The 17756-nt window shown below is 74.6% G+C and carries 17 protein-coding genes; 10 read left to right on the top strand and 7 right to left on the bottom strand.

Annotated elements, in window-relative coordinates; genetic code table 11:
* The first annotated feature begins 86 nt into the window (after positions 1–86).
* The 5 genes from ABT129_RS16295 (at position 87) to ABT129_RS16275 (ending at position 5747) form a co-directional block, all read left to right on the top strand.
* Positions 87–491 (top strand): hypothetical protein, encoded by a 405-nt coding sequence (locus tag ABT129_RS16295; protein ID WP_351901297.1) that lies wholly within the window; start codon positions 87–89, stop codon positions 489–491.
* A 281-nt stretch (positions 492–772) separates the two neighbouring features.
* On the top strand, positions 773–2914 hold the full coding sequence (locus tag ABT129_RS16290; protein ID WP_351901295.1) for a phage holin family protein: 2142 nt from the start codon (positions 773–775) through the stop codon (positions 2912–2914).
* A gap of 66 nt (positions 2915–2980) precedes the next feature.
* Positions 2981–3367, top strand: a complete 387-nt coding sequence (locus tag ABT129_RS16285) for a hypothetical protein (protein WP_351901293.1) — start codon at positions 2981–2983, stop codon at positions 3365–3367.
* A gap of 62 nt (positions 3368–3429) precedes the next feature.
* The gene (locus ABT129_RS16280) at positions 3430–3594 is read left to right on the top strand and encodes a hypothetical protein (protein ID WP_351901291.1); all 165 of its coding nucleotides are present in this window, start codon (positions 3430–3432) and stop codon (positions 3592–3594) included.
* Between the two features lie 77 nt (positions 3595–3671).
* Complete coding sequence (locus tag ABT129_RS16275) at positions 3672–5747, top strand: alpha/beta hydrolase (RefSeq protein WP_351901289.1); 2076 nt, start codon at positions 3672–3674, stop codon at positions 5745–5747.
* A 48-nt stretch (positions 5748–5795) separates the two neighbouring features.
* Here the strand turns inward: ABT129_RS16275 and ABT129_RS16270 are convergent, their stop codons facing one another.
* Positions 5796–7007, bottom strand: a complete 1212-nt coding sequence (locus ABT129_RS16270) for a low temperature requirement protein A (RefSeq protein ID WP_351901287.1) — start codon at positions 7005–7007, stop codon at positions 5796–5798.
* 259 nt (positions 7008–7266) lie between these two features.
* On the opposite strand from ABT129_RS16270, the gene ABT129_RS16265 reads away from it, so the two are divergent.
* Positions 7267–7689, top strand: a complete 423-nt coding sequence (locus ABT129_RS16265; protein WP_351901285.1) for a hypothetical protein — start codon at positions 7267–7269, stop codon at positions 7687–7689.
* 59 nt (positions 7690–7748) lie between these two features.
* Here ABT129_RS16265 and ABT129_RS16260 read toward each other — a convergent pair whose 3' ends face one another.
* On the bottom strand, positions 7749–8576 hold the full coding sequence (locus tag ABT129_RS16260) for a helix-turn-helix domain-containing protein (RefSeq protein WP_351901283.1): 828 nt from the start codon (positions 8574–8576) through the stop codon (positions 7749–7751).
* 91 nt (positions 8577–8667) lie between these two features.
* Between ABT129_RS16260 and ABT129_RS16255 the strand changes: the two genes are divergently transcribed.
* Complete coding sequence (locus tag ABT129_RS16255; RefSeq protein WP_351901281.1) at positions 8668–8973, top strand: 4a-hydroxytetrahydrobiopterin dehydratase; 306 nt, start codon at positions 8668–8670, stop codon at positions 8971–8973.
* A 51-nt stretch (positions 8974–9024) separates the two neighbouring features.
* Positions 9025–9771 carry a class I SAM-dependent methyltransferase gene (locus ABT129_RS16250; protein ID WP_351901279.1) on the top strand — a complete coding sequence of 249 codons (747 nt, stop codon included), beginning with the start codon at positions 9025–9027 and terminating at the stop codon, positions 9769–9771.
* 133 nt (positions 9772–9904) lie between these two features.
* Here the strand turns inward: ABT129_RS16250 and ABT129_RS16245 are convergent, their stop codons facing one another.
* The gene (locus tag ABT129_RS16245; protein WP_351901277.1) at positions 9905–10783 is read right to left on the bottom strand and encodes a Rossmann-fold NAD(P)-binding domain-containing protein; all 879 of its coding nucleotides are present in this window, start codon (positions 10781–10783) and stop codon (positions 9905–9907) included.
* A gap of 94 nt (positions 10784–10877) precedes the next feature.
* Here ABT129_RS16245 and ABT129_RS16240 point away from each other — a divergent pair, with 94 nt between their 5' ends.
* Together ABT129_RS16240 and ABT129_RS16235 are read left to right on the top strand one after the other, a co-directional pair.
* Positions 10878–11810: an AraC family transcriptional regulator gene (locus tag ABT129_RS16240; RefSeq protein ID WP_351901275.1), complete on the top strand. Its 933-nt coding sequence runs from the start codon at positions 10878–10880 to the stop codon at positions 11808–11810.
* Positions 11811–11890: 80 nt separating this feature from the next.
* Positions 11891–12901 (top strand): class I SAM-dependent methyltransferase, encoded by a 1011-nt coding sequence (locus ABT129_RS16235; RefSeq protein WP_351901273.1) that lies wholly within the window; start codon positions 11891–11893, stop codon positions 12899–12901.
* An 18-nt stretch (positions 12902–12919) separates the two neighbouring features.
* Here the strand turns inward: ABT129_RS16235 and ABT129_RS16230 are convergent, their stop codons facing one another.
* From ABT129_RS16230 to ABT129_RS16215, 4 genes are all read right to left on the bottom strand, one after another.
* Positions 12920–13384, bottom strand: a complete 465-nt coding sequence (locus ABT129_RS16230) for an RICIN domain-containing protein (RefSeq protein WP_351901271.1) — start codon at positions 13382–13384, stop codon at positions 12920–12922.
* 216 nt (positions 13385–13600) lie between these two features.
* Positions 13601–14395, bottom strand: coding sequence for an aldo/keto reductase (locus tag ABT129_RS16225; protein ID WP_351901364.1), 795 nt, complete (start codon positions 14393–14395; stop codon positions 13601–13603).
* A 180-nt stretch (positions 14396–14575) separates the two neighbouring features.
* Positions 14576–16399, bottom strand: a complete 1824-nt coding sequence (locus ABT129_RS16220; protein WP_351901269.1) for an AMP-dependent synthetase/ligase — start codon at positions 16397–16399, stop codon at positions 14576–14578.
* A gap of 353 nt (positions 16400–16752) precedes the next feature.
* Entirely contained in the window at positions 16753–17619 is an 867-nt protein-coding gene (locus ABT129_RS16215; protein ID WP_351901267.1) for a LysR substrate-binding domain-containing protein, read from the bottom strand.
* Positions 17620–17756: the final 137 nt, after the last annotated feature.

Raw genomic sequence — 17756 nt, 5'->3', positions numbered from 1 at the left:
CGTTCCGTACCTCCTCGACGAGGGTAAATGTCCGCGGCGGGTGCCGGAGGATGTTCGGCCGCGCCGTCCCGCAGTAGGGTCGGCGCATGGACGACGTTCGGGTGGCGGCGATCGCCAGCCTCACCCCGCTCGAAGAGCTGGACAGCGACCCCTTCCTTGTCGACACGCGCGGTCAGCACGCCGTGTGTGCCCGCTGGGCCGACGACAAGGGGTACGTGGTCGCCCGCCAGTTGCTGTTCTACGGCATCCGACCCGACCACGCGGCGCTGTGGGTGGACGTGGAGGCGGGGGCGGTCGACCTCTTCGTCGCCGCCAACGAGCGGGTCCTCGCGCGCGCGTTGACCTCCGTCCCCGGCTTCCGCGCCGAGTGCGCGCGGCGCGGGGTGCGGCTGGAGACCGCCGGTCCCGAGGAACCGGCGTACGACACGGCGGCCAAGGCGGGCGTCCACCGGCGCCTCTCGATGCCGACGGCCGGGTACGACGGCTCCTGACCCGCCGCGCCCCGGCGTGCGGCCGGGCACGCCCCCGCGTACGGCCCGACGCCCTCCCGGCGTTCGCCCCCGCCGCGCCCCCGCGTGCGGCCGGACACGCCCGGCGTGCCCGCCGACGCGCTCCCGGCGTACGGGTCCCACCCCCCGGCGTGCCACCCGACGCGCGCGCCCCCGGGGACCGACCTGACACACCCTGACCGATCACCCGCACCCCTTTTCCCCGCCCACCGGGGGCGTTGTGCCACGCTTGAGGTAGGAAACGGGCGAAAGGTGAAGCGGGCGTGGGTGACGGGCGATGGGGTGGCGCCGACCGCTGGCGGTCCGCGGGCAGTGCGCTGGGGCGCGTGATCGTGGTGTGGGCGGTGTCCACGCTCACCCTGCTGATCCTCGCCGGGCTGCTCCCCGACTTCCAGCTCCAGTCCGCCGACGGCGACAGCTTCACGAGGACGGCGCTCACCGCCGCCGCGGCGGCCGGCGTGTTCGGTCTGCTCGGGGCGCTCGTGTGGCCGCTGCTCGTCCGGGCACTGCTGCTCGTCCCGGCCCTCGTCCTCGGCGTCCTCGTCTTCTTCCTCAACGGCTCGCTGCTGATCGTCGCGCTCTGGCTGATCCCGGACGGGCGCGGCGCCGTCGCCCCCGAGACCGCCGTCGTGGTCGCCGCCGTCATGTCCGCCGTCGCCTCCGCCACCTCCACCGCCCTCGCCGTCCACGACGACGACGCCTACCGCCGCCGCCTCTACCGGCTCACCGGCCGCACCCGGCCCCGTGCCTCGGACGGCTCGCCCGAACAGGTCCCCGGCACGGTCTTCCTCCAGCTCGACGGCGTCGGCCACCACGTCCTGCGCGACGCCGTCGCCGACGGCCTCATGCCCACCGTCGCGCGGTGGCTCGACACCGGCCACCGGCTCGTCCCCTGGCGCACCGACTGGTCCAGCCAGACCGGCGCGAGCCAGCTCGGCATCCTGCACGGCTCCAACGAGGACGTCCCCGCCTTCCGCTGGTACGAGAAGGACACCGGCCGGCTCATGGTGTCGAACCGCCCGGCGAGCGCCGTGGAGCTCCAGCGCCGGGCCGTGCTCCGCACCGGGGACGGCGGCCTCCTCACCGTCGACGGCGCCTCCCGGGGCAACCTGTTCAGCGGCGGCGCCGACCAGCTCGCGCTCGTCCTGTCGATGGCCGCCCGGCGCGGCCCGCGCAACCGCTCGCGCGCCGGCTACTTCGCGTACTTCTCCGACCCGGCCAACGCCGTCCGAACCGCCGGATCGCTCGTCGCCGAGTGCGCCCGCGAGATCTTCCAGTCGACCCGGGCCCGGCTGCGCCGCGAGGCCCCGAGGGTCTCGCGCGGCGGCACGTACCCCTTCGTCCGCGCCTTCGCCACGGTCGTGGAGCGGGACGTGGTGGTGTCCGCCGTGATGGGGGACATGCTGGCCGGGCGGACCGCGGTCTACGCCGACCTCGTCGCGTACGACGAGGTGGCCCACCACTCGGGCCCGCACGGCCGGGACACCGACCAGGTCCTCCGCCGCCTCGACCGCTCGATCGCCCTCGTCGCCACCGTCGCCGAGCACGCGCCGCGGCCCTACCGGATCGTGCTCCTCTCCGACCACGGGCAGAGCCCCGGCGAGACCTTCGAAGGGGCGTACGGACTGACCCTGAAGGACCTCGTCAGGGCCGGGTGCGGACTTCCCGTGCCGCGCCGGGTGCGCCGCACCCGCAGCGGTTCGGAGGCGCGCGACGCGGCCAGGGACGCGCTGCGCCTCGCCCTGCACCGGCCGGTGGACGAGACCGGCGAGACGGCACGGGAACTGCCCGCCCGGCCCTCCGAACCGCTCGTCCTCGCCTCGGGCAACCTGGGACTCATCTCCTTCCCCGACGTGCCGCACCGGATGACCCGGGAGGAGATCGACCGGCGTCACCCGGCGCTCCTCCGCACCCTCGCGCACCACCCGGGCGTCGGCTTCGTGCTGGTGGCGAGCGCCGAGCACGGCTCGGTGGTGCTGGCCCGCGACGGGGTGGAGGTGCCGGTCGCCGAACTCGACGACGCGGGGCCGCTCGCCGTGTTCGGGCGGGGCGCGGCGGCGGCGGTACGGCGCACGGACGGCTTCCCGCACGTCGCCGACATCATGGTCAACTCGATGTACGACCCGGCCACCGGCACCGTGCACGCCTTCGAGGAGCAGATCGGCTCGCACGGAGGCCTCGGCGGCGAGCAGTCCCAGCCCTTCCTCCTGTCGCCGCCGGAGCTGTCGCCGCCGGTCGGGGCGGGGGAGGAGCTGGTCGGCGCGGAGCAGGTCCACGGGGTGCTGCGGCGCTGGCTGCGGGAGTGTTCCGGTCCCCAGGTGCCGCTGGCGCCCCGGCCGCCGCGGGAGATCTCCCCGGCCGCGGACGAATCAGCCGGTGCGGTGAATCAACCGCCCCACCCGTAGGCCGCCCGGGCGGATCTCGGGTCCGTACCGCCCCGCCGGGCCCCCGGCGGGGCAGTACGGATCTCCGTGAGCCCCGTGCCCGAGCCGACCGCCGCGCCCGCCGTCCCGGCGGGCCGCCCGGCGCGCCCGGGCCGGATCCGGCGCCATTGGATCGTGCTCCTCCTCGTCCTCGCCGCGCTGTTCGGCACCGGGGCCGCGGCCACGCTCACCGGCGGCGCCGAACTCCGCCCCGCCACCGCCGCACCGGCGCCCGACCCCAGCGGCGAGACGTACGATCCGGCGGCCACCGAGGCGGGCGTCCCCGGCCGCTCCCGACGGCACCGGACGGGCATCCGTCCCGTCCGTCCCCTGTTCCCCTCGCGTGGCGCCCGCGGGCGCCGGCGTCCCGTCGCCCCCGTCCTCGTCCCCGCCCCGCGCGGCGACGCGCTCCGGTGCGTGGTGATGCGCTGCTGAGAGGCCCACGCCTCCCAGCCGCCCCTCCCGACATCACCCCCGCACCAACGAGGAGCTTCGCCATGCCCGTCGACCCGTACGCCGCCCTCCAGGCCCTGCTGCGCGCCGAGGCCTCGCGCGCCCGACGCGCCGACCCCGGCGCGTCCGAACCCACCGTCAAGGCCTCAGAACCGGCCGCGACAGCGGAGTCCGAGCCGCCCACGTACCGGGAGGACCCCGTCCGCTGACCCTCCGCGACGCCCCGACGCGGGCCACGGCAGAATCCGATTTGCGTACCGGTGTTCGGACGTACGAGGCTGTCCCGATGACCTCGACCGACCGGAACACCAACCCCGATCGGTCCGCCGGACCCGCGTCCGGCGGAGGCCCGCCCACCGACGACTGCGACGACAGCGACGCCGACGGCACCGGCCACGGACGCGAGGATCCGGACCCCGCCTCCAGACGCGACACGGTCCCCGGACGCGACACGCTCCCCGGACCCGGCACGGTCCCCGGACCCGGCCACGGACGCGACACCGTCCCTGGACGCGACACCGACACCGACACCGTCCCCGGCACCGTCCCCGGACGCGGCACCGGCACCGGACCCGGCACCGACCCCGGACGCGCCACCGTCCCGGCCCCCGCTCCTCCCCTCACCGCGCTCCCGCGCCGCGCCGCCGGCCGGTTTCTCGCCTTCGCGCGGCGCCCCTACTGGGACCGCCCCCACCACTCGTACCGCATCCGCCGCTGGCCCGACCTCACCGCGCTCTGTCTGGCCACCGTCTTCTTCTGGTCGAGCCTCACGCCCTCCCTGGTGCCCCGGCCCTGGTACCTCCAGGGGCTCGTCGGCGGGATCACCGCGGCCATCGGCTACGCCCTCGGCTCCACCCTCGCCTGGCTCTTCCGGGTCCTCGTCCGACGACGGCCGGGCGACCGGGTCCGCACCCGCTGCTGGCAGGCGTACTGGCTGCTCAGCCCGGTCCTCGCCGTCTGGCTGATCTCGGAGAGCGCCCGGATGCAGCGTCAGCTGCGGGTCCTCCAGGACCTCCCGCCCGCCCTCACCTGGCACACGCCGATGATCGCCCTGATCGCCCTCGGCCTGCTGCTCGCCGTGCTCCTCGTCGCCCGCGTCGTACGCCTCGGCTCCGTCACCCTGATCCGGCTGCTCGGCCGGCTCCTGCCCCGTCCCGTCGCCTCCGCCGTCGGCGCGGTCCTCTCCACCCTCGTCGTCCTCGTCGGCGTCCGTGACATCGTCTTCGACCGGGGGGTCGTCGACATCGCCGACCGCATCGCCGAGGCCACCAACGGAGGCACCAAGGACGGCATCAGGCGCCCCGCCTCCCGGCTCGTCTCCGGCGGCCCCGGCTCCCTCGTCCGCTGGGCGGACCTCGGCTACCAGGGCCGCAACTTCACCGGCTCCACGCCCACCCGCGCCACCCTCACGGCCTGGCGAGGGCGCCCCGCCCGCGACCCGGTCCGCGTGTACATACCCTCCGAGCCGCCCGCCGCCTTCGCGGACGACAGCCCGTTCGCCGCCCAGGCCCGCCTCGCCGTCCGCGAACTCGACCGCACCGGTGCCTTCGACCGCGCGGTGCTCGCCGTCGCCGGCACCACCGGCACCGGCTGGGTCGACCCGAACGTCGCCGAGGCCCTGGAGTACATGTACGGGGGCGACACCGCGATCGTCGCCGTCCAGTACTCGTACCTCCCCAGCTGGGTCTCCTTCCTCGTCGACAAGGAGAAGGCGGGCAGGGCCACCCGCGCCCTCCTCGACGCCGTACGCGCCCGGCTCGACACGCTGCCCGCCGACCGAAGGCCCCGGCTCGTCGTCACCGGCGAGAGCCTCGGCGCCTACGCCGTCGAGGCCTCCTTCGACAGCGCGGACGACCTCCTCGCCTCCACCGACGGAGCCCTCCTCATGGGCGCCCCGAACTTCTCCCCGATCTCCCGGGAGATCCGCCGCGACCGCGACCCCGGCAGCCCCGTCTGGCGCCCGCGGTACCGGGGCGGGGCCCACATCCGCTTCGCCCAGTTCCCCGAGACCGACCTCGCCCGTCCCGCCGCCGCGTGGGAGCACCCGCGCGCGGTCTACCTGCAGAACGCCTCCGACCCCGTCGTCTGGTGGTCGCCCGACCTCCTCCTCGGCCGCCCCGCCTGGCTGGACGAACCCCTCGGTCCCGACATCACGCCCGAGATCACCTGGTTCCCGTTCGTCGCGTTCTGGCAGACCTCCGTCGACATGGCCGTCTCGTACGAGGTCGGCGCCCCGCACGGGCACCGGTACGGGGCCGGGGCCGTCGACGGCTGGGCGGCCGTCCTGCCCCCGCCCGGCTGGACCGCGGCCGACACCACCCGGCTGAGGGCCTTCATCGGACACCGCCCGGCGGCGTACTGACCCGCGACCGCGAGCCCCGCCCGCTCCGCCGAGCACCGTCGATCCGCCTCAGGCCGCCTCCACCGCCTCGACCCCCGTCCGCGCCTCACGGCGGCCGTGCAGCCAGACCAGGACCGCCGCCGCGCCGGCCAGTGTCGCCAGGGCCACCAGGGCGGGGACGACGCCGACGAGCGGGCCCGCCGCCAGGCAGCAGACGCCGCCCGTCGCCAGAGCGGTCGGCCGGCGGCCCGTGGTGCGCCGTACGATCGCCGCCGCGCCGAGGAGGTACACCCCGACCCCACCGGTCAACGACCAGGCCACGACCCCGTGCAGCGGCTCGGCGAGGCCGTAGTGGCCGGTGTCGGCGACCTGCTGGAGGGCCTTCTTCATGCCGAGCGCGCACAGCACGACGCCCGCGACCAGCGGCAGGTGCAGGAAGGTGTACACGTCCCGGGCGAACCGGGTGCGCTCATCGCCGTCGAGCCCGGCGAGCCGGTGCTCGGCGGCCTCGCCGAGCTGCCGGAAGTACAGCCGCCACAGCCCGGCCGCGAGCAGCAGACCGGCGGACGAAGCGCCGAGCACGGCGAGGGTGAGCGGGAAGCCGGAGACGCCGACGCCCATCGCGACGATGGACTCGCCGAGCGCGATGATCACGATCAGGCCGTGGCGTTCGGAGAAGTGCCCGGGGGAGTTGACCCGCCAGCCGGAGGCGCCGGTGACCCAGATGCCGCCGTAGTCGACGGCCACCGCCCCCAGCCACAGGAGGAGTTGGACCCGTCCGCTGAACGCGCTGCCGATCAGGAGCAGCACCAGCGGCGGCAGCACGGACAGCAGGGCGGTACGCCGCAGGGTGGCGCGCAGAACGGGGTCCCCGGGGCTGGAGATCCAGTACGAGGCCAGGTGCAGGACGCGCACCGCGCCGTAGCAGAGGACGAACACCAGCGGCGCCGAGAGCCCGCCGGGCGCGTCGGCGAAGACCTCGGGCACGGCGAGCGACACGATCAGGACGACGGCCATCACGGTGACGAGCACCGCGAACAGGGCGCCGGAGTCGGCCCGTACGACGTTCCCCAGCCAGGCGAAACAGCACCAGCACCACCAGAGCAGCGCGAGCACGACCATCCCGCCGACCACCCGCACCGGCGAGGGCGCGGTCGCCATCAGGGCGGTGACCTGGGTGATCGCGTACACGAACACCAGGTCGAAGAAGAGCTCCGCGGGCGTCACCCTGTGATCGTCCCCGGTGGCCACCATGCGGGCCCGTTCCCTGTTCCACGCCATGCGTCTCTCCCCCTCCGGGGGACCACTCCCGGCCACCCCGGCGCGAACAATACGCACACCCGCGGCCCGGCGACCCGGAGTTCGCCCCACCGCAGCAAGCCGGTCACCCACCGCCGGCCGGCCTCGCATTACCTCGCACGTAATCGACCCCCTCCGCCCCGCCCGGCATGCTCGGGGACACCGGAACCCGGGCGGCGCACTCCGCTCGGGCTCCGGGTCCACCGCCCGTACGAACGTCCCCCATGGAGGGTGATCCGCCATGTCCCAGGCCCTGCTCGCCGGTCTTGCCCGCACCACCCGCCCGCACTCCGCCGTGCGCCGGTTCCTCGCCCTCGACGCCGCCGTCACCGGGGCCAACGGGATCGCCTACGCCGTCGCCCCGGAGCCGCTGGGGGAGTTCCTCGGGATCGACGCGGGCCTCCTCCTCGCACTCGGCATCCTGCTCACCGTGTACGCCGCCGGCGTCGCCTGGCTCGCGAGCCGCCCCCAGCCCCCGGCGTCCGCCGTGAAACTGGTCGTCGACATCAACGCGCTCTGGGCCGTCCTCAGCGTCGTCGCCCTCGTCGCCTGGCTGGAGCCGACCACCGCCGGCCTGGTGTGGACGCCGGTCCAGGCGGCCACCGTCGGCGGGTTCGCGGTCCTCCAGTGGGCCGCCCTGCGGGCCGTCCCCGCGAGCCGCTAGGGCCTGTCGTCACCTTGCCATCTGCCCTCCGGGCGACGACGGCAAGGTGACGACAGGCCCTAGTCGCCGAACGGCGGCAGGGACTGGAGGTACGCGACCGTCGCCGGGTCGGCCGGGAGGAACGTCTCGATGGCCAGCTCGGCGACCGTCACGTCCAGCGGCGTGTTGAACGTCGAGATCGACGACACGAACGACAGCACCCGCCCGTCGTGCTCGATGCGCAGCGGCAGCGCGAAGTACGGATACACCTCCTCCGGACCCGGGGCGCCCGGGGCGTCCTCGTCCTCCGCGCCCGGCGGCAGCGGATACGCCGTCACCTCCGCGTACAGCGCGCGCAGCGACTCCGAACGGGCCAGGCCGATCTGACGCTCCATCTGGTGCAGCAGATGTCCCCGCCACTCCCGCAGGTTCCGGATCCGGGGCGCGAGCCCCTCCGGATGCAGGGTGATCCGCATCGCGTTCAGCGGCGGGGCCAGCAGATGCTCCGGCACCCCGTCGAGCAGCAGCCCGATGCCCCGGTTCGCCGCCACCACCGTGTACGAGCCGTCCACCACGAGCGCCGGATACGGCTCGTACCCCCGCAGCAACTGCTCGATGCCCTCCCGCAGCGTCTCCAGCCGCGGGGCGTCGAGCGGCGACTCCGCGTACCGGGGCGCGTACCCGGCGGCCAGCAGCAGCGCGTTCCGCTCGCGCACCGGCACCTCCAGGTGCTCGGCCAGCCTCAGGACCATCTCCTCGCTCGGCCGGGAACGCCCCGTCTCCACGAACGAGATGTGCCGCGCCGAAGAGTCCGCCCGCAGCGCCAGCTCCAGCTGGCTCAACCGCCGCTGCTCGCGCCAGCCGCGCAGCAGCGGCCCCACCCCCGTGTCGCTCACGACAGTTGTCATGGCCAGACGGTATCCCAGAGGGTGACCCGGGTACCTTTCCCCCGGGACCCCTGTCCGTCACCCGCGCCACCCGACCGGAGGGAGCACCGCCGTGCCCACACAGCCGCTGTCGCAGAAAGAGATCGAGGACCGACTGCGGGAGCTCCCCGGATGGTCCGTCGCCGAGGACCGCCTCACCCGCGAGTACCGGCTCGGCGACCACTTCGCCGCCACCGCGCTCGTCGTCCACGTGGCCCGGATCCAGCAGGAGCTCGACCACCACTCGGACCTGACCCTCGGCTACAACACCGTCGCCCTCTCCGTGCACACCCACTCCGCCGGTGGCGCCGTCACCGAGAAGGACTTCGCACTCGCCGAGCGCGTCGAAGGGATCGCCCCGGGCCACGGAGCCCACTGACCCCACCGGCTCGCCGTACGGCCCGCACACCTCACTCGTACGATCACCGGCATGGCGGAAACCGTGCTCGACTACGAGGCCGAAGCGGCGCACTACGACCGGACCCGGGGAGGGGTGCCCCGGGCCGGCGCCGCGGCCGAGGCGGTCCTGCGCCTCGTGCCGCCCGGCGCCCGCAGCCTGCTCGACCTCGCCTGCGGCACCGGCCTCGTCACCGAACGCCTCGCACGGCCCGGACTCCGCGTGTACGGGGCCGACGCAGCCCACGCCATGCTGCGGGTCGCCGCCGGACGCGCGCCCGGCCGGGTCGTCCGCGCCGACGCGCGCCGACTGCCCCTGCCCGACGCCTCCCTGGACGCGGTCACCGCCGTCTGGCTGCTCCACCTCGTACCGTTCACGGCGGAGATCGTCGCCGAGACCGCCCGCGTCCTGCGCCCCGGCGGCGTCCTGATCGCCACCGTCGACAAGGACGCGGCCCACGACGTCGGCAGCGACATCGACGAGATCCTCCGCCCCCACCGTTCGGCCGCCGCGGCCTCCGACCGCGCGGACCTGATCACCCGGTACGCGGCCGCCCACCGCCTGGAACCCGCCGCCGGCGCCGACTTCACCGGACACGGCCAGGGCGCCACCCCGCGCGACACCGTCCGCAAGCTCCGCGCCGGATACTTCGCCTCCTGGTTCCCCGGCGACCCCGCGACCGTCGACAGGCTCGCCACCGCCCTCGCCGCCCTCCCGGACCAGGACCGGCCCCGGGCCGACCCCCGCTACCGGCTGGCCTCCTTCGTCAGGCGCGGCTGACCCTCACCGACGAGCAGGCCACGATTCCCGAGGGCTTCGACCTCGCCGCCCACGGGCGGGCCGGCCGGGCCGGCTTCCACGCCCGCACCGGGCCTCGGCGCGGGGGCGTGCGGCCGGTCCGTGCGCGGGTGCCTCAGGCGCCCGCGCCGCCCCAGGTCGCGTCCGCGAACGCGGCGAACGAGCGGGGCTCGCGGCCCAGGACCCGCTTCACGCCGTCCGTCGACGAGGCGTTGTGGCCGTCGAGGAGCTTCGTGAACAGGGCCGCCAGCCACTCCGCCTCCGGGGCCGGGAGCCCGAACCCGGCGAGCAGCCCCGCGTAGTCCGCCTCGGACACCGCCTCGTAGGCCACCGGGCGGCCCGAGGCGCGGGAGATCTCCGCCGCCACCTCGGCGAAGCCCACCGGACGGGGCCCGGTCAGCTCGTGCACCCGCCCCGCGTGACCGTCCGTCAGCAGGGTCTCGACGACGACGTCCGCGAGGTCGTCCACGTCGACGAACGGCTCGGCCGTGTCCCCCGCGGGGAAGACGACCGTGCCCGCGGCGACCCCGTCCGCGATGAACCCCTCGGAGAAGTTCTGCGCGAAGAACGCGGCCCGTACGACGGTCAGTTCCACCCCTTCGGCCGCCGCGCGGAGGGCCTCCTCCGTCACGACCCCCTCCGGCTCCCCGCGCCCGGACAGCACGGTCAGCCGTCGTACGCCGTTCTCCGAGGCGAGCCGGCCGAACTCCCGCATGGCCTCGACCGCTCCGGGAGCCGCGAGGTCCGGGTAGTAGGCCACGTACGCGGCGTCCGCGCCCCGCAGCGCCGGGGCCCAGGTCTCCGGGTCCTCCCAGTCGAAGGGGGTCGCGCCGGTGCGGGACCCGGCGAGGACCGTCACCCCGCGCGCCGCGAGTCGCTCGGCCACGCGGCGCCCCGTCTTGCCGGTGGCGCTCGTCACCAGGACCGTCCTCGGCGCGCCGGTGGTGCCGGTCGTGTCGGTCGTGTGGGTCGTCTTGTTCGTGTGCGTCGTCATGGTTCAAGACTCCCGCCCAGGGCCCGCGCCGCCCATGCTCCGCAGTCTCACGCCCCTACGTCTGCGTCTCACCGCTCGCCTAGGCTTGCCGACCATGGACGCACTCGCCGGACTCCTCGACGGGCCCCGCGCCAGGGGCGCCTTCCTCCTCCGCATGATCATGGAGCCGCCGTGGTCCGTGCGCATCGAGGACGGCGCGCCGATCTGCCTGATGTGCGTCACCGAGGGCGAGGCCTGGATCGCCCCCGACGCCGGTGAGCCCGTCCTCCTGAGGCCCGGGGACATCGCCATCGCCCGCGGCCCCGAGCCGTACACCGTCGCCGACGTCCCCGGCGCCCCGCCCCGCGCCCTGATCGGCCCGGACGGCGAGTGCACCACCCTCGCCGGGGAGCCGCTCGCCGAGTCCATGCGGCTCGGCGTCCGCACCTGGGGCAACGCCGCCGACGGCGGCACCACGCTCCTCGTCGGCACCTACCGGATGGACGGAGAGGTCGGCCGCCGCCTGCTCGACGCCCTGCCGGGGCTGCTGCACCTGCCCGCCGACGTGTGGAACTGCCCCCTCATGCCCTTCCTCGGCGAGGAGATCGCCCGCGACCAGCCCGGCCAGACCGCCGTCCTCGACCGGGTCCTGGACCTGATGCTCATCACCGGCGTCCGCGCCTGGTTCTCCCGGCCCGGCGCCGAGGCCCCCGCCTGGTACGTGGCCATGGGCGACCCGGTGGTCGGCCAGGCGCTCCGGCTCCTCCAGAACGACCCCGCCCACCCCTGGACGGTCGCGTCGCTCGCGACGAAGACCGGTGTGTCCAGGGCCGCGCTCGCCCGCCGGTTCACCGAGCTCGTCGGGGAGCCCCCGATGGCGTACCTCACCGACTGGCGGCTCGCGCTCGCCGCCGACCTGCTGCGCGAGACGGACGCCACGGTCGAGTCCGTCGCCCGACGGGTCGGCTACAGCGGTGCGTTCGCCCTGAGCGCCGCGTTCAAGCGCGTCCGGGGCGTCAGCCCGCAGGAGCACCGCGCCGGGGCGTGACGGGTGGGACAGCGGCGGATTCTTTTGCCGTACCGGCAAGTTTTCTCGCGATCCGGGCGGCTGCGCCGCACCCTGGACCCATGAGTCAGCAGAGCGCACCCCACCACGACCACGCGCACGGCGAGGGCCAGGGCCACCAGCACGGCGAGGGCCACCACGGCGAGGGCCACCAGCAGGGCGAGGGGCACGGCCACGGGAACGGCGAGGGCCAGGGGCATCGGCACGGTCACGGCCACCACCACGACAGCACCCACCTGGACTGGAACGAGCTCGGCGCCCACCTGGAGCGCCAGGCCGAGCTCGCGAGCCCCGCCTACGCGGACGCCGCCGCCTGGCTGGGTACCCTCGCCCCCGCGCAGGGCGTCCGCCGCCTCCTCGACGTCGGCAGCGGCCCCGGTGTGATCACCGCCGTCCTCGCCGAGGCCTTCCCCGCCGCCGAGGCGGTCGCCGTCGACGGCTCGCCCGAACTCCTCGCCCGCGCCCGCGACCGTGCCGAGACGCGCGGCCTCGGCGCCCGCGTCTCCACCCTCCACGCCGAACTCCCGGAGGCCATCGCCACCTTGGGTCAGGCCGACCTGATCTGGGCGGGCAACACCCTGCACCACATCGGCGACCAGCGGGCCGCACTCGTGGAGTTCGCCGGACTCCTGAACCCCGGCGGTCTGATGGTCCTCGTCGAGGGCGGGCTGCCCACCCGGTACCTCCCCCGGCACATCGGGATCGGCCGACCGGGCCTGGAGGCCCGCCTCGACGCCGCCCACGCGGACTGGTTCGGCGCGATGCGCGCCGAGGCGCCCGGGTCCAAGGACGAGCCGGACGACTGGCGGGCGCTCCTCGCCGGCGCGGGCCTCACCCCCGCCGGCACCCGCACCTTCCTCACCGACCTTCCCGCGCCGGTGTCCCCGGTCGTACGGGAGCTGGCCGTCGGCCACTACACGCGGCTCCGGGAGGGCTACGGCACCGCCCTCGACGCGGACGACCGGGCGACCCTCGACCGGCTCCTCGACCCGGCCGACGCCCTGTCCCTGCACCACCGCACGGACCTGTTCCACCTCACGGCCCGCACCGTCCACACCGCCCGCAAGGGCTGACGGCCGCGCCCGCCCGGGTCAGGACACCGGCTCCAACCGCCACCACTGGAACGGCGAGTCGGTGTCCTCCCACTGCCGGACGTTCCCGCCGTCCTCCTTCGACTCGTCGGCGACCTCCAGGAACAGCCCGCTGACGAAGCTCACCAGAGCGACCGTCCCGGGCGACTGGAGGTCCTGCTCGATGATCCACTCCTGCGCCCCGAAGTTGTTCGCCTTCCACTGCTGGATGTTGGCGCCGTTCTCCGTGGACGCGTTGGCGACGTCGAGCCGCTTGCCGCTGGCCGCGTTCACCAGGTGGTGGAGCCCGCCGCCGTTCTCCACGGGAATGATGTGCCAGTGCTGACCGGGAGTTCCCGTCTCGGTGCCCTGCTGCACGTTGGCCCCGCTGCGACCCGACCCCTGGTACACCTCCAGAAGCAGCCCACTGGCCACGTTCCGCACCCGGTAGAGGCCCTCCTCCACGGGCATCGGAGAACCACTCACCGTACCGACTCCTTCGTTCCACGCGACCGCCGGACCCCCGCCGCCCGATGCGGCGGGACAGCCCCCAGGGGCTGCCGCCGACTCTACGGCCCGGGTACGACAGCGGGCCGGCCGCCGAAGTCAGCGGGCCCGGCGGCCACGGCCACCGAGCCCCCGCACCCGGCCGGCGCCGCGCCGCGCCACGGAGGCCGCGCGGCGCCGCAGGGTGGCACTCCTTCAGGCACCGACGCTGAACTCCGCCGGGTCCGGGCCCAGACGGCGGCTCTCGTCGAGCGCGGCGATCGCCGCCAGGTCCTCACCGTCCAGCTCGAAGCCGAAGACGTCGATGTTCTCCCGGATGCGGGACGGGGTGACCGACTTCGGGATCACCACGTTCCCCAGCTGGAGGTGCCAGCGCAGCACGACCTGGGCCGGGGTCACCCCGTGCTTGCGGCCGATCGCCACGATCGCCGGCACGTCCAGGAGACCCTTGCCCGAGCCCAGCGGCGACCACGCCTCGGTCGCGATCCCGTACCGGGCGTGCGCCTCACGGGACGCCTGCTGGGAGAGCTGCGGGTGGAGCTCGATCTGGTTGACGGCCGGCACGATCGACGTCTCGCCGATCAGCCGCTCCAGGTGCTCCGGAAGGAAGTTCGAGACGCCGATCGCCTTGGCGCGCCCGTCCGCGTAGATCTTCTCGAACGCCCGGTACGTGTCGACGTAGGCGTCCTTAGCGGGCACCGGCCAGTGGATCAGGTACAGGTCGACGTAGTCGAGGCCCAGCTTGTCGAGCGAGGCGTCGAAGGCCTTCAGCGTGGCGTCGTGGCCCTGCTCGCTGTTCCACAGCTTGGTGGTGACGAACAGGTCCTCGCGGGCGATCCCGGACGCGGCGACGGCACGGCCCGTGCCCTCCTCGTTCCCGTAGATCGCGGCGGTGTCGATCGAGCGGTAGCCGGCCTCCAGGGCGGTCGCCACGGCGTCCGCCGCCTCGTCGTCCGGCACCTGCCAGACACCGAAGCCCAGCTGCGGCATCCGGACGCCGTTGTTCAGGGTGACGGAGGGAACCTTGCTGTCCGTGCTCACGTGGGAGGGATCCTTACGTTGTCGCGGTTCGTGACGGCCGTACGCCCCCCCGGGGGCCGTACGGAATACTCACAGCGTCAACGATCACGGGCCGCCCCGCATTCCGCCCCGCCCGCCCCGTTCCCCGGGTCAGCCGTACAGCGCCGCGACCTCCGCCGCGTACGCCCGCTCGATCGCCTTCCGCTTCAGCTTCAGCGACGGGGTGAGCAGCCCGTGCTCCTCGCTGAACGGATGCGCCAGGATCCGGAACGTCCGGATCGACTCCGCCTGCGACACCAGCGTGTTCGCCGCCACCACCCCCCGCCGGATCTCCGTCTCCAGGGACGGATCACGCACCAGCTCGGCCGGCGCGAGCGGCGCCCGCCCCTGCATCGCGAGCCAGTGCTCCACCGCCTCTTGGTCGATGGTCACCAGGGCCGCGATGAACGGCCGGTCGTTGCCGACCACGATGCACTGGGCGATCAGCGGATGCGCCCGCACCCGCTCCTCCAGGCCCGTCGGAGCGACGCTCTTGCCGCCCGAGGTCACCAGGATCTCCTTCTTGCGCCCGGTGATCGTCAGATAGCCGTCCTCGTCCAGGGCGCCCAGGTCCCCGGTGGCCAGCCAGCCGTCGTTGAGGACCGCCGCGGTCGCCTCGGGGGCGTTGAGATACCCGGAGAACACCTGACCGCCGTGGAGCCACACCTCGCCGTCCTCCGCGATGTGCACCGTCGTGCCCGGGACCGGCTGCCCGACCGTGCCGTACCGCGTCCGCTCGGGAGGGTTCGCCGTCGCCGCCGCCGACGACTCCGTCAGGCCGTACCCCTCGAAGACCGTCACCCCCGCCCCCGCGAAGAACAGCCCCTGTCTGCGGTCCATCGCCGAACCGCCCGACATCGCGTGCCGCAACCGCCCGCCCAGGGCCGCGCGGACCTTCCCGTACACCGTCTTCTCGAAGAACTGGTGCTGCATCCGCAGCGCCGCCGACGGCCCCGGCCCCGTCCCGAACGCCCGCTGCTCCAGCGCCTCCGCGTACGCGACGGCCACGTCCACGGCCTTGTCGAACGGGCCCAGCTTCCCCTCCCGCTCCGCCTTGCGCCGCGCCGCGTGGAAGACCTTCTCGAAGACGTACGGAACGGCCAGGACGAAACTCGGCCGGAAGGCCGCCAGGTCCGGCAGCAGCTCACCCGCCGCCATCACCGGCTGGTGCCCCAGCTTCACCCCGCTGCGGACCGCCGCGACCTCCACCATCCGCCCGAAGACGTGCGCGAGCGGCAGGAACAGCAGCGTCGAGGCCTCTTCCCCCGGCCGGGAACGGAACACCGGCTCCCAGCGGCCCACCAGCATGTCCGTCTCGAACATGAAGTTGGAATGGGTGATCACACAGCCCTTCGGGCGGCCCGTCGTCCCCGACGTGTAGATGACCGTCGCCACCGTCTCCGGGGTCACCGCCCGCCGGTGCCGGTGCACGACGTCCTCCGCGATGTCCGCCCCCGCCGCCGTCAGCTCCGCCACCGCGCCCGCGTCCAGCTGCCACAGCCGCCGCAGCAGCGGCAGCCGGTCGACCACCGAGCCGATCGTCATCGCGTGGTCCTCGTGCTCCACCACGCACGCCGTGACCTCGGAGTCGTGCAGCGCCCAGAACACCTGCTCGGCGGAGGACGTCGGATAGATCGGCACCGGCTGCGCGCCGAGCGTCCACAGGGCGAAGTCGAAGAGCGTCCACTCGTAGCGGGTACGGGCCATGATCGCGACCCGGTCGCCGAACCGCACACCCTCCGCGATCAACCCCTTCGCGAGACCGAGGACCTCGTCCCGGAACCGCGCGGCCGTCACGTCCCGCCACGCCCCGTCCGGTCCCTTCCGGCCGAAGGTGACCCGGTCCGGTTCGGCCACGGCCAGCTCGAACACGGCGTCCGCCAGACCGCCGACCTGAGGCGCCGCCTCGACGGGCGGCACGGTGAACTCGCGCACTGACCTGCTCCTCGGACGGCTCGGTGGCTGGAAAAGCTCGTTGTAGCGCTCCGTACGGCGCGGGTGACGGTACCCCACCCGACTGCCCGGCGGGAGGGCCTTCACCAAGCCGGGACATTCGGTGTTCTCACAGGTCAGGGCGGGTAGGAGAGCCAATTCAGGGGTACGGCGGGGCCGTTACCGACCGAGCGGTACGCCCACCCGTCGGGAATCTCCACGGAATCTGTACCGGCCGCTCACGCAGTGCCACCGCACGGGCCACCGTCCGTGCACCTCGGGCCGGAGCGACGCGGTCGCCGGGGACGGCGCGCGGGGAGCGACCGACCTGGTTATCGCGCGTGTCGCCTACTCCCTCAGCCCGGCCGGTGCAGCCGGTCGCCGCCCGCCAGGATCGCGTCCGCCAGCGCGTCCGCCGCCTCCTGCACCGCCCCGCCCCGCCGCCCCCCGCGCAGCACGAAGCCCACCTCGCCCAGCTCCGGCAGCCCCGCCCGCGCCGGAACCGGCACGAGCCCCGGCGGCACCATCCCCCGCGTGTGCGCCATCACGCCGAGCCCCGCCCGGGCCGCCGCCACGTTCGCGCTCAGACTCGAACTCGTACACGCGATCCGCCACGCCCGCCCCTGCGCCTCCAGGGCCTCCAGGGCCCGCGCCCGGGTGATCCCCGGCGGCGGATACACGATGAGCGGCACCGGCCGGTCCGGATCGAGCCGCAGCCCCGGCGCCCCGATCCAGATCAGCACGTCCTCCCACACCAGCCGCCCCTCGCTCTCCCCACCGCGCCGCTTGGCCAGGATCAGATCGAGCCGCCCGGCCGCGAGCCGCGCCTGGAGCGTGCCGGACAGCTCGACCGTCAGCTCCAGATCGACCTCGGGATGCTCACGCCGGAACGACTCCAGGATCTCCGGCAGCCGGGTCGTCACGAAGTCCTCGGACGCCCCGAAGCGCAACCGCCCCCGCAGCCGCGTCCCGCCGAAGAAGGCCGCCGCCCGCTCGTGCGCCTGGAGGATCGTGCGGGCGAAACCGAGCATGGCCTCGCCGTCCTCCGTCAACGCCACCCGGTGCGTGTCCCGGGTGAAGAGCGGCCGGCCGGTCGCCTCCTCCAGACGCCGTACGTGCTGGCTGACCGTCGACTGACGCAGCCCGAGGCGGTCCGCGGCCCGCGTGAAGCTCAGCGTCTGGGCCACGGCGAGGAAGGTGCGCAGGTGCGTGGGCTCGTACACAGGACGACGCTACCGCTCATCGCGAACCGTGATGACAGTCAGAGCGCTGTACGGGATTCCCGATCACCGACCCGTGGAGCAGGATGGACCCGCGCGACCCACCCCGGAGCGCGCGGCAGCGACCCGCCCCAGGCAGC

Origin of the sequence: Streptomyces sp. NPDC002057 (assembly GCF_040296665.1) — a bacterium.
Classification (GTDB): domain Bacteria; phylum Actinomycetota; class Actinomycetes; order Streptomycetales; family Streptomycetaceae; genus Streptomyces.
This window is presented reverse-complemented; position numbering and strand designations above follow the sequence as displayed.